Genomic DNA, 13,131 nt, shown 5'->3' with positions numbered 1-13,131 from the left:
TCGGTTCCATTTCACTCTAATAATTTCATTTATAGAATTTCAGATAAATTTGAAATAAGTTTGACCAATATAATGGAAAGAATTAATTATAAATTATCTCTGTTTTATAATAACGTTTTTTATTTTGAAATATCTGGCAATCGCATCTCTCATAAGTTTTATGTTTCTGCTGTCCTTTCCAATTGCCTTTCCTATATTTTCTGTGGCTATTCCTATGAAAAGGTTTGTTACATTATCTTTCCATATAAGATTTATTTCATTTACGCCATATCTATAGAAAAGATTCTTTGTAAATGTAAGAAGATCAGGGGAAAACTCAGCCATAACAATTCTCTTGTTTATCTTTGTTTTTAAATCAGCAATTATGTTTTCATGCTTTTTAAAAATTTCACCGAGTTTATGCTCGCCTACAACAAAGAGAACCATTTCTTCATTTTCAAGGCATTCAAACACATTTGTTCTTGTATAGCTCTCAAATAATTTTATAAATCCTATTGTCTGGTTGTCCATTATTATTTCATTCATGGTATCCCTTTATTTTTTATTTCCTTTATAGACAAGGTCTATTGCACCTGTTCCCAGTGTTATGGGCTGCCCAACTATAATGTTCTCTGCAACTCCTGCTAGTGGATCTATTTCCCCGAGTAAACCTGCTTTTAGCAAATGTTTTGATGTAATTTCGAAAGCTGCTCTTGCAAGAACACTACTCTTACGGCCAGAAATTCCCTGTCTACCAACGGCTCTAACTGCTCCTGAGAAACTCATCATATCTGCAACAAGCATCAAATGCCTTTTGTCAACATTCAAACCCTGTTCACTCAATGTGTTTTCCGCTTCACGGTATATTGCATTTCTAGCGGCTTCGATACCGAAGACATTTTCTATTTCTATTATATCATTGGTTGTAGTTCTGTTAGCATCAACGCCCTCTATATTCAAAACCTCTCTAAGGTTTGATCCCTGTGTATAAATAATCCATGCCTCTTCCTTTGGGTCTAACCTTGCTATGGCTCTGGATATTTTGTTGATGCCTTTTATTGGTGTTATTTTTAATTGCTCCTGAACCTGATATAAAGTTTTAAATGATTCCTGCTGAAGTTTGATTAAAATATTATCCTCATCAACCTGATTGTATATTATTCCTTTCCTCTTCTCCAGTGCACTGAGTATATCTCCCATTGATACAAGCCTTTCACTGGCTTTATTTCTGTCGATTTTTATGGTAAGATCCATATTTCCAACGTCTGTTATTATATCGGCAACATCAATTATAGTTGTATTTTCCAGGTTTTTTATCAGTTCTCTTACCTTTTCCTCACTTTTCTTGTATTTCTCGGTAAGATATATGGTCATGGAAGGTGTACTTGGTATTCTCCTGGCGTCCACTATTTCTATAAGTCTTGGAAGCCCAAGTGTAACGTTCATTTCAACGACTCCTGCAAAGTGGAAAGTTCTCATTGTCATCTGGGTTCCGGGTTCTCCTATACTCTGGGCTGCGATTACTCCGACAGCTTCGAATGGATCCACTTCCCTCTTTTTAAATTCTAAATCTACCCTTTTAAGAAGTTTTTCATATTTATTTTCAGGCAAACTTTCCCTGTATTTTATAAGTTTATCAACAAGCGAAACTGGAAAATCGTAACCTCTTGCTTTCGCATCATCCATAACATCTTTAGCTTTGGCGGAAAGATGGAATGCGTCTTTTTCCCTATAATCTACCTGAAATTTTGTACCCATAGCAAATGATGTTAATTCTTTAAATCCCTTTTCCATGTCAAACTCGATTATAGGGACTCTGTCTATTCTTCTTATGCTTTCTATTTGAAGTATGGCCTTAAGACCGGTTTTTCTTTTTAGAATAAGATTGTCTATAGCTTCATATTTGGAAACTTTAGATATTTTTAATTCATAATCAACATTCTGCTTATCTGTAGAAATATATGCAGTATCAAGTTTTTCATCAGGCATGTAGTCTATGGCATAAGCGCATGGTGCACTTTCAATAAGCAGTTCAACATTCTTTTTTGTATCTCTCCATACCAGCGACATCATTTTTCATCACCAAATTCATCATATGCTACATAATCAACATCTACTGTTAATCCCTCATCACTTCTCGTGGGATCTATTCCATCCTCGCCATATTTAAATTGAACAACGGAGCCAATAGTATCTTCTACTCTCCTTTTGTCATTAACTTTAAGATCTTCAAAGGCATTTATAAGCCTTCTCTGCATGTAACCACTTCTAGATGTTCTTACAGCTATATCAACCAGACCTTCTCTGCCCCCAATACTGTGGAAGAAGTATTCTGTTGGATTTAAACCAGATCTATACGAAGATTTTATAAATCCTCTGGCATAAGCGCTAAGATCGTTTTCTCTGAAATGCGGCAGTGTCCTGTTTGCATATCCTCTGTTAAGCCTTCCACCCCTGACGGATTGTTGCCCGACCATTCCTGCAACCTCAGCAATATTCAGCATTTTTGCCCTGGCACCTGACCTTGCCATAATAACTGAAGGATCAGTAAGCCCGAGATACTGTGATGCAATTTTGCCGGATTCATCCCTAACACCTCCTGTTGCACTCAAAATTTCTACTTCAAGTGTATCCTCTACTGATCTTCCGGGCAATTGCTGCAGCTGACCGGATCTGAAAGCTTCTACGAGCTTTTCTATCTTTTCAAGAGTTTCGTTTGATATCTCTTCTATTCTTGATATGGCTTCCTTTGGAATGTCATAATCTTTAATGCCAGTGGAGAACCCTCTGTGGCTTAAAAATCCAACTGCCAGCCTTGTCACATTGTCTATGAATTTTGCAGCTGCTGCTGGACCCATTTTTCTGAATATTTTATCAACTATGACACCTGAGAATGGGCCTACCGCTTCATCATCAATCGTTCCGTGTACAAGTTTTCCATTAGTTATGACAACAAAGGTATCTTCGGGGTCATCCTCATATTCACATTTATCTTTGAAACCTGCACATAAATGGCTCCTGAATTTCACATTAAGGCTTTCTGGTAGTACAAGTGAAAATATATCCCTTCCGTGATAATACTTTTTTCCATCCTTTATTACAGGTTCTGGCAATTTTTCAAAGTCTATGTATGATACTGTATGCAATGCATCATCCTCACTGAACAATGGATTATTATGAGTGAGAAGGAAAAGTGAAGTAATATGATCATGTATTGCACCTATAATTGGTCCTCCAAATCTTGGAGACATAATCTGTTCCTGGACTTTCATAATTATTCTGGCTTCAGCTCTTGATTCTTCGCTCTGAATAACATGGAGATTCATCTCATCCCCATCAAAATCAGCATTGTAAGGAGTGCAATCTGCAAGATTGAATCTGAATGTCATGCCTGGCAAAACCCTTACAGTATGTGCCATCATTGACATTCTATGCAGGGAAGGCTGCCTGTTGAACAGTACTATATCGCCCTCTGTCATCTGCCTTTCCACTGTCCATCCAATATCAACACGTTCACTGTTTATTTCAGCATTTTGATCAGTAAGTTTTATTCTTCTTCCATCGGGCCTTATAAGATAATTTACCCCTGCTAGATATTTTCCATCAGCAGTTCTTGGTGCTGTTCCTCTTTTTAACCATTCTTTCATTTTTTCAATGTTAAATGAATTTATCAGCACAGGTACAGTAAGTTCCCTTGCTGCTATTTCTGGTATTCCAACCTCATTCATTGATAGAAATGGCTCTGGAGAAATAACACTCCTTGATGAAAAATTAACTCTTTTACCGGATAAATTGGCTCGGAATCTTCCCTCTTTGCCTTTAAGCCTCTGAACCAGTGTTTTTAATGCACGTCCTGATCTGTGCCTTGCAGGCGGTATTCCTGCTGTCTGATTATCGAAATAAGTTGTTATATGATACTGCAAAAGATCCCATAGGTCCTCTATAATTAACTGTGGTGATCCATTATCTCTGCTCTCCCTTAGTCTCTGTGATATTCTTATTATATCAACAAGCTTGTGTGTGAGGTCATCTTCACTTCTTTCGCCTGTTTCAAGTGTAATTGAAGGCCTGACATCAATTGGGGGAACTGGTAGTACAGTGAGTATCATCCATTCCGGCCTTGCAGAACCCTTATTTATTCCGAAAAATAGTAAATCATCATCTGGAATTCTTTCAAGCCTTTCCCTTATCTCTTTTGGTGTGATTTTGATGCCGCCTTCTCTGAAAGTGGTTGGTTTGTCAAGAATAACCTTTGGGCTCTCGGCACTGCAATGGGGGCATATAGTTCTCTGAACAGCTATATCAACGATTTTTTTGAGGGTCAAATCTATGACTTCAGGGTCCATTGTTTCAAAATTCATTGCATTGATCTGGACCCGGTAATTGTTAATTTCGTCATCTGTTAATTTTATTCTGCCGCATTCCTTGCATGAGGCATCAAGCATGCTTTTTATTTCCTTTATAAAACCAATATGGACTACTGGCATTGCAAGCTCTATGTGGCCAAAATGCCCAGGGCATTCGTCAACCTTGCCGCCACATGTTGCACATTTAAGGCCTGGCTCAATTACTCCCATATGAAGATCCATTAAGCCTCTTTCTATGGGATAACCATCGTCATCATATGTATCAGGTGTTATAACTCTGATCTGCGACATTTTCCTGAATTCATCAGGAGATAAAAGGGCAAATTTTATTTTTTCTATTCTCTTTGAAACATTATTAAAATTCATTTCATATCACCCAGCTCCAATCTCATAACAATCCCCATTGAACTCAATTCATCCCTCATTAATTTAAATGCATAACTGGTTTCAATTGGGTATATGTTTCCCGTATTTCCACATACCGGGCACCGCAATGTGCCTTTTTTGAAATCATATATAGCAATATGCCCGCATGTTGGATTTCCGCAAACGTAAAGAATTGTGCCATCGCTCTGATCAAGCAACCTGTCTTTTATTACCATGGAGGCACCATGTGCGATTAAAGTATCTCTTTCCATTTCGCCGAATCTGAGTCCTCCCTGCCTGGACCTTCCCTCTGTTGGCTGCCTGGTAAGAATCTGTACAGGACCCCTGGATCTGGCGTGGAATTTGCTGGCTACCATATGATGCAGTTTCTGATAATAAATAACTCCTATAAAAATATCCACATCGAATTTCTTTCCAGTGATTCCGTCATACATGACTTCATTTCCCGATTCACGGAATCCATACTTTTTTAACTGTTCCCTGAGGCTTTTTTCCGGCTCTCCATCAAAAATTGTGGAATCAATATTTTCACCACTCATTGTTGATACTTTAGCCCCCATCATTTCCAGAACATGCCCCAGTGTCATCCTTGAAGGCACTGAATGTGGGTTAAAAAGCAGGTCCGGAATAATTCCATCTTCGTTGAATGGCATGTCTTCCTGTGCAGCAACATGGCCAATAACTCCTTTTTGCCCGTGCCTTGAAGCAAACTTATCTCCAGGCTGGGGTATTCTATCACTTCTTACCTTTACCTTTATAATTCTGCTATTGCTTTCGGAAACAGTAAGAAATACATTGTCAACGTAACCGGATTCTGTTGGCCTGACTGTAACGGAAGATTCTCTCCTTCTTAATGGCCCAAGCTTATCTGCATTCTCTTCCTCAAGGAATCTTGGCGGAGATGTTTTACCAACAAGAACGTCTGATCCTTCAACTTTTGACTCCGGGAATATTATACCATTTTCATCAAGATTTTTGTAAAATTCTTCGGCTCTTGCACCAAGAACGTCATGGCTCGGTATTTCGAATTTATCTTCCTGGCCTCCTGGATACCTTCTTTCTTCTGCAGTATAGGTTCTGAAAAATGTGCTTCTGCCCAATCCCCTCTCTATGGATGCCTTATTCATAATAATTGCATCCTGCATATTGTAACCATGGTATGAAATTATTGCAACAACAAAATTCTGACCGGCAGGTTTCCTTCTGTATTTTATGAAATCCATAACCTTTGTAGTTACAAGCGGTATCTGAGGATAATGAAGTAAATGCCCCCTTGTATCGGTCCTGATTCTAAAATTTGCCTGGGGAAGTCCAATGGATTGCTTAATCATTGCAGAAGCTATTGTTATCCTTGGTGATGAATTATGCTCAGGATATGGGATAAGAGAAGCAACAACACCAAGTATCATGGAAGCGTCTATTTCGCAATGCGTGTGATCTTCTGATAACTTGTTTATGCCCTTAAAATGTGAATGGCATTCATCGCATTCCAGTACAACATTGCCTGATCCTGGATTTACCCATGTTACATTATTTCTATAAAGAACTTTACCACAATCCGGGCAGGTTGCAGGAAAGTCAAATGGGAATACCGAAATAAATGCGTTTTCTTCTTCTTCAGCATCGAGCCATTCTATAGCTCCTTCTGAAATAAGGTTACTGATTGTATATTCGCCCATTTTTAATTTTTCAAGCATTTCTTCATTTAAAACAGTCTTTCCATCCCTGACAACAAAGAGAGGCCTTCTCAACCTTCCCCGGTCACAGTTTATTATAACCTCATTTGTATTTGAATCGTATTTAACATTTACCTCTGTTGATAATTTTCCAGACCTTCTAAGATTACGAAGTGTTTCGGTTAATATGGCTGGATCATCATGATAGCCGATAAAATCACCGTTTAGATAAACACGGCCCGATACTTCTTCCTTTGTTACATTATGGATATCCATGTTTTTCAGTTCTTCAACAACTATATCCGGGTCTATGCCCTGAGTAACGTTGATTATAAGCGCTGCATTTTTTACTAATCCACAGTTCTGCCCTTCAGGTGTCTCATTCGGGCATATTCTTCCCCACTGTGTTGGATGAAGGTCTCTTGCTTCAAAATGTGGCTGTGATCTTGTTAATGGTGAAATGATTCTTCTTAAATGGCTGAGAGTAGACATATTTGAAGTTCTGTCCAGAAGCTGTGATACACCTGTTCTGCCACCTATCCAGTTTCCAGTAGCCATTGAATGCAGTATTTTCTGTGTAAGCAAATCCTGCCTTACTGCCGGCCTTAGTCTTATTCCCCTCTTTTTATTGTATGTTTTTTCCAGCTGGTATTTAAGATCCTTCATCACTGATTGGAATGCATTTCTAAATAGTTCATCCAGTAAATCCCCGGAAAGCTTTATTCTTTTATTTGCGTAATGGTCTTTATCGTCAACGTGTCTCATGCCAAGGTTAAGTTCAAGAAGTGATCTTGCCATTCTTCCCAGATAAATAGCTTTCTTTACCCTGTCAGAGATTTCATCGCCAAGATGTGGAAGCAATGACCTGTCCAGCATCTGTGTAATTTTCTTATCCCTGAATTCTTTTGCCTGACCGGCAGCGAATCTCTTTTCCAGATAGGAAAGTGCATCTGCGCCGTTATTTATTCCATTTGGCGGAAGTATTTTTACACTTTTTGAATCTTCTATATTTGCATAAATTAATGGATCCATTCTCGGATCTGAATATATAGCATCATGCACATCAACATCTTTATCAATGCCCAGAGCCTTCATAAGTATTATAAGTGGAATTGTTCCAGCCACCGTGGGTATAGAAACATTTATTATTCCATCGTTTCCCTTTTCCATTGATATTAATGCCCTGAATCCGCTTTTCTGTGAAAAAATCTTTGCAACTTCTACTTTTGAATCGTATTTTTCTTCATATTCCACTAAAATCTTGTTCGGTGCAAGATCTTCAAGTGATACTATAACTCTTTCGGATCCTCCTATAATGAAATATCCTCCCGGATCGGTTGGGTCCTCATCTACATACCTGAGTTTTCCCTCCTTTGTTTCATCAATTGGACCGTTGTTTTTCTCTATATAAACATCAAGGTTCTGATCGGATAATGTACATATTTTGGATCTTACCATTACTGGTATTTCGCCAATTTTTATTGTGTTTGCATCTCTTTCTATGCCATCTTCAACTATACGCAAACGTAACATTATAGGTGCCATATAATTGAGATCTCTGAGTCTTGCTTCTTGAGGAGTGATCTGATTTGCGGCTCCTGAAGCTTCTTTAATTTCGGGCTTATCAACCCATATTGTAGGATTGCCCGTAGCTTTTCCTTCTTCTCTATCTCTCCCGAAATAAATTTTTATCTCCTTGCCTCTGGTTTTCGCAGGATCAAGATCAATAACTCCGGGAGTTGCATCCTCAGATATTTTCGTTTCATCAACAATTTGCTGCATTATGTTATCTGGATTGTTTTTAGTAGCATAAAAATAATTCATGGAATCTATCTGATAATTAACCACACTTTCTGATTTAAAAAAAGCATCTAAAATAGGATTCATTTATACCACACTCTTTACAATAACTCTATAATATTCGTAATAACCGGCTGTTGGACTTTTCCGGACAATTTTAACTATTCTACCGGGAATAAGCTTCCCGTGAATTTCTTCAAGTGCCTTAATTGTTGGGTCATTAATACCAATTTTTGGCAGGTTTTCTTTTGTTACATTAAGTTTAGTTAAAACGCTTTCCTCTTCTTCCACCGGCACCAGATGGTGTTCTGGCACTATTTCGTGCTCAAGCACATTGAATTTACTCATATTTTCACCTAAACGGGTCCGAAGGGGTTTGAACCCTTGACCGCCTGGTTAAAAGCCAGACGCTCTACCTAGCTGAGCTACGGACCCACAATATGTAGTCAGCTACATACATTTGAAACATATAACTTTTTTTGTATAATGGTATTACTAAATAGTATTTTAACGTTTTAGTTTTATGCATCATTTTATATGAAAAATCATGAAAAATTTAATATCCCGTTCCTTTATAATCTATAATGAAAGTTAACATAAATGGTGAATCAAAAACAATTCTTGCAGTCTGGGTTGAAGACAATCAGGTAAAGCTGATAGATCAAAGAAAAATTCCTGAAAAAATTGAGATATATTCTGCAAAAAATAGCGACGATATTTACTATGCAATAAAAAATATGGTAGTTCGTGGAGCACCTGCAATAGGAGTTGCTGCTGCATATGGTCTATCTATAGCATTAAAAAATAAGGAAGATATGGATAAAGCCGTAAAAACAATAGCATCATCAAGGCCAACTGCATATGATCTTTTTAAAGCTATTGATTTCATGAAAGCAAACAATTTTTCGGAATCTGCTGCAAGAAGATATGCACTGGAAATCACAGAAAGGTCTAAAAAAATAGGAGAATATGGAAATACGCTTATACAACCCAATGACCATTTGCTTACCCATTGCAATGCAGGTGCCCTCGCCGTAGTGGACTGGGGCACTGCTTTGGCACCAATGAGAATTGCACACGATGCAGGAAAAAACATATTTGTTTTCGTTGACGAAACCAGGCCAAGATTGCAGGGAGCAAAACTTACTGCATGGGAACTTCAGCAGGAAGGCATAGATTATTCAATAATTGCAGATAATGCAGCGGGATATTTTATGAAAAATAAGGAAATAAACCTTGCAATAGTTGGTGCAGACAGAATAGCAGCCAATGGTGATTTTGCCAATAAAATAGGAACATATGAAAAAGCCGTGCTTGCAAAGGTAAACAATATACCGTTTTATGTTGCTGCACCGGGAAGCACATTTGATTTCTCACTTAAATCAGGCGATGGGATTCCTATAGAAGAGAGGGGTGAAGATGAAGTGTTAATAGTTAACAATTCGAGTATTGGACCTGCAGAAAGCCATGCAAGAAATCCGGCTTTTGATGTTACACCGCATGAGTATGTAACAGCATTTATAACTGAATATGGAATTTTCAGGCCTGAGGAACTTAAAAAATTGCAAAAATTAATTCATGAAGATCTCTTTATGAGATAATTATCTAATTTTCCAAGCGATTCATCCTTTTTTTCACCAAGCATTTTTAGCATTGCCGATATATTTTCAGCTGCCTCTGTCTTGCATGAACCACACATCCTTACTCCTCCTTTGCACTCATCATAAACTCTTTGAACATATTTATCATCACTGTTATGATATTTATAAAGTTCGTAAACAGGGCATATATCAGGATTACCACCATATTTTTTCTGTTCTTCTACAGTCTGCTTTCCGCCTGTAACAGCATGCTTTATCTTCCTTGTGGCTTCACTTTCACTGTCATTCAGGCTGATTAATGAATCAGGAACGGATGATGACATTTTTCCTCCCTTTAGGCCGGTTTCAAGTTTCTGGAACGTTGCAGAAGGTTCGATAAATGCAAAATCATTGATTTTGCTCTCTTCTACGGCGAGATCAATATCTATTTTTATTTTGTCCTCAGGCGAAGAATTCTTTACATATATTGCACGGTATTCATAATTTGCATTGCATTCATAACCATGACCTGATAATAATTTTATTGCCATATCTATTTTATTTTTTGGATCGTCGCTTCCTTTTATATAAACAGAAATTTTTCCATCTTCAATTTTTACATTGTATATTCTGAATCTTTTTGCAAGGTCACGCATTAATCTTATATGTGGATCCTGGTCCACACCAACAGGAACTATGGTGGCTCTTGGTCCCCCAAGATGATTTAACTGCGTGTGCAGCACATCGGCAGCTTGTATTAATGGAGAATTTACATGTAACATCGATGATGAATCTGTAAGGCCGTATATTGCTTTGAGTTCATTCATATTTGTTTCATTGGATAAAATATAGGATAAATTCTCCGTATCAAAATTTTCTGACTGAAAATATATTTTACATGGCTTTAAACCCATGGAAATATAATTTGCTATATATTCGTTTACAGCAGTTTCATGTGCTTTTTCCAGAGATATTCCTCTGGTTGCATATGATTCAAGGTCGGCAACAGCTATATAGACATCTGCACCAAGTGATTGAAAATATATAATCTGGTCAATACTGAGCTTATTCCCAAGATGCATTTGGCCTGACGGCATTAAACCGGTCATGGCATTAAATTTAATTTTATTCTTAACTGCATATTCAATATATTCCAGGCCTCGCTCGCCAAATACAAGATGGCGCCTGAACATAAAAAAATTGAAATAATTATTCGGTTTTTGAATTCCAAATTCCTTAATCAATTTTTCATAATCGAAATACTGTGCAGAGCTCCATGGATTAATCATGTGAGTCTATTAAAAATGTGTTAATTAATTTTACTTATAATGTAATTTAGAGTAATTGTAAAAAACGACAGCGAAACATAGTTCCCGTCCCCTCGCGGAAGATAGTACAGTATGCAACACATCGGACTTAACCGTCGGGTTCGGAATGAGACCTGGTATTTCCCCGATGTTATGACCGTCGTCAACACTTAATCACTAACTGATATATAATATTTATTCTAAATGCTGCAATAGTATGATATTAATATACCTAATTATAAGTATCTACTAATAATTTATATATATGTTAGCAATAATCCTGCAATGAACAGTTACATAACAATGTCAGATGCACCATCCTCTCCATTTCTGAGAAAAATCACTTTATTATCTTCAATGGGAGTTATGATGGATGGCTATACGCTGACCGTTTTTTCATATGCATTGCTTTATCTCATAAATGTAATGTCTCTGAAAAGTTATGAAATTTCAATTATGGGAATATCATCTATAAGCGGAGTTCTCATTGGCAGTTTTATTTCAGGATACATAGCGGATATATATGGCAGGCGGTTTATTTATGTATATGATCTTTTTCTGGTTTCCATATTCATATTTCTTACAGGCTTTGCAACAAACTACATAAATTTTTCAATACTGGAATTAATAGTCGGCTTTGGCATAGGTGCTGATTATCCAGTAAGTTCTTCAATTCAGGCTGAATTTTCCCCTGCCAAGAGCAGAGGAAAGTTTATGTTTTTCAATATATTTTCTTTTTCCATAGGATCACTGATATTTTTAGGGCTTGCAGTTCCACTTGTGCTTTTTACTGGTGTCAATGCATGGCGCTATATGTATATGATAGGAGCCATTTTTCCTATTCTTGTCCTTTATTCAAGAAAAAAGATTCCTGAGAGCCCTTACTGGATACAGCATAAATATGGGAATAAAGCTGGTGAAGAGATGAAGGATAAATTTGAGGCTTTAACCGGCTATCATATAGAAAAATTGCCAGAAATCAGCCCGGGAAAAACCAGATTAGGGGATATATTTCATGGGAAATATGGAATTTATATTATATTTATTTCAATAGCATGGTTCTCGTATGATATCGTAAGCTATGGCATATGGACATATTCACCGCTTATATTTTCAACTGAGATTACATCGTATTATGCCGATCTTTATATTGTTTTTACAGGAATGGCGGAATCCATACCTGTAGTTATAGGATTCCTTATTGCCATATATTATGTGGACCGCATTGGCCGGCGCTTTCTCCTTATTGCGGGGTTTTTAGGTTCATTTGTTGTTCTTTTAATTTTCTTTTTTGTAAACCAGTATATGGTAGTAGGCCTTCTAATGACATTCAGTGCATTTGGCTTAGTGCATTTCTTTCATAACGTTGGTCCAAGCCCGATTACATATACATATCCGGTAGAAATATTTCCAACCAGAATAAGGGGAACTGCTATGGGCTTTGCCACATCCGTTTCCCGTTTTGGTTCCATACTTGCCGTTTTTTCTTTTCCAATAATAGATTCACTTTACGGACTGAAAGCAATAATAATATTTTTTGCTGCGTTTGAATTTATAGGGCTTGCAGTTACATTGAAATATGCCCCGGAAACAAAGGGAAAAGCTTTGAGATAATTTAATTAAAATATAAGTTCACATAACTTATTAACTCATACTGAACTCATTTGTAGACTAAGAGTTTTTTTTATGACACCTATTTTGTGGGAAAATAATATTTCATGGTTTCATGCATAGTACAAGAAATAATTATAAATTCTGGAAAGTGTCGGATTTACAACCTATAGAGTATATTTAGGATTCTTGCACTATTTACCTATTTCTCTATGTAAAACTTTTCTTATTATGCATAGAATTAACTGCTATGCCTATTGATTATACCCAGTTATAATTTGCATATAGTTGTGAGGAGTAATATATTAATTATATTATTTAATAGGTGGTGTAATTATGCCCAGATCATATAGAACAGCTGAGGAAAAATTCAATATAATAATGGAGTCATTCCAGAATCCGGAAATATCCATAGCAGAGCTCT

8 protein-coding genes, 1 tRNA gene and 1 rRNA gene are annotated in these 13,131 nt (G+C 37.0%); 2 read left to right on the top strand and 8 right to left on the bottom strand.

Features of this window, described 5'->3' with window-relative positions; genetic code table 11:
* Positions 1 to 93: 93 nt before the first annotated feature.
* The 6 genes from WKI77_RS05755 to WKI77_RS05730 all read right to left on the bottom strand — a co-directional run bounded on the left by WKI77_RS05755 (position 94) and on the right by WKI77_RS05730 (position 8,644).
* Positions 94 to 525, bottom strand: coding sequence for a NusA-like transcription termination signal-binding factor (locus tag WKI77_RS05755; RefSeq protein ID WP_337860872.1), 432 nt, complete (start codon positions 523 to 525; stop codon positions 94 to 96).
* A 9-nt stretch (positions 526 to 534) separates the two neighbouring features.
* Positions 535 to 2,052, bottom strand: coding sequence for a DNA-directed RNA polymerase subunit A'' (rpoA2, locus tag WKI77_RS05750; RefSeq protein ID WP_337860871.1), 1,518 nt, complete (start codon positions 2,050 to 2,052; stop codon positions 535 to 537).
* Positions 2,049 to 4,712 carry a DNA-directed RNA polymerase subunit A' gene (rpoA1, locus tag WKI77_RS05745; protein WP_337860870.1) on the bottom strand — a complete coding sequence of 888 codons (2,664 nt, stop codon included), beginning with the start codon at positions 4,710 to 4,712 and terminating at the stop codon, positions 2,049 to 2,051. Before rpoA1 ends, rpoA2 begins: the two co-directional genes overlap by 4 nt.
* Positions 4,709 to 8,296 (bottom strand): DNA-directed RNA polymerase subunit B, encoded by a 3,588-nt coding sequence (locus WKI77_RS05740; protein ID WP_337860869.1) that lies wholly within the window; start codon positions 8,294 to 8,296, stop codon positions 4,709 to 4,711. The genes rpoA1 and WKI77_RS05740 overlap by 4 nt, the downstream gene beginning before the upstream one ends.
* On the bottom strand, positions 8,297 to 8,557 hold the full coding sequence (locus WKI77_RS05735) for a DNA-directed RNA polymerase subunit H (RefSeq protein WP_337860868.1): 261 nt from the start codon (positions 8,555 to 8,557) through the stop codon (positions 8,297 to 8,299). It lies immediately after the preceding gene.
* Between the two features lie 13 nt (positions 8,558 to 8,570).
* Positions 8,571 to 8,644: transfer RNA gene (locus WKI77_RS05730), tRNA-Lys, on the bottom strand.
* Between the two features lie 149 nt (positions 8,645 to 8,793).
* Here WKI77_RS05730 and mtnA point away from each other — a divergent pair.
* A complete protein-coding gene (gene mtnA / locus WKI77_RS05725; protein ID WP_337860867.1) occupies positions 8,794 to 9,810 on the top strand; it encodes an S-methyl-5-thioribose-1-phosphate isomerase in 1,017 nt (338 codons plus the stop codon).
* On the opposite strand, the gene WKI77_RS05720 is transcribed toward mtnA, so the two are convergent.
* Both WKI77_RS05720 and rrf read right to left on the bottom strand, forming a co-directional pair.
* Positions 9,786 to 11,078, bottom strand: a complete 1,293-nt coding sequence (locus WKI77_RS05720) for a tryptophan--tRNA ligase (protein WP_337860866.1) — start codon at positions 11,076 to 11,078, stop codon at positions 9,786 to 9,788. The genes mtnA and WKI77_RS05720 overlap by 25 nt on opposite strands.
* 62 nt (positions 11,079 to 11,140) lie before the next feature.
* A 5S ribosomal RNA gene (gene rrf / locus WKI77_RS05715) occupies positions 11,141 to 11,261 on the bottom strand.
* Positions 11,262 to 11,381: 120 nt separating this feature from the next.
* Between rrf and WKI77_RS05710 the strand changes: the two genes are divergently transcribed.
* Entirely contained in the window at positions 11,382 to 12,710 is a 1,329-nt protein-coding gene (locus WKI77_RS05710) for an MFS transporter (RefSeq protein ID WP_337860865.1), read from the top strand.
* Positions 12,711 to 13,131 lie beyond the last annotated feature (421 nt).

The sequence above is a fragment of the Ferroplasma sp. genome, from assembly GCF_037442045.1.
Lineage (GTDB): Archaea > Thermoplasmatota > Thermoplasmata > Thermoplasmatales > Thermoplasmataceae > Ferroplasma.
This window is presented reverse-complemented; position numbering and strand designations above follow the sequence as displayed.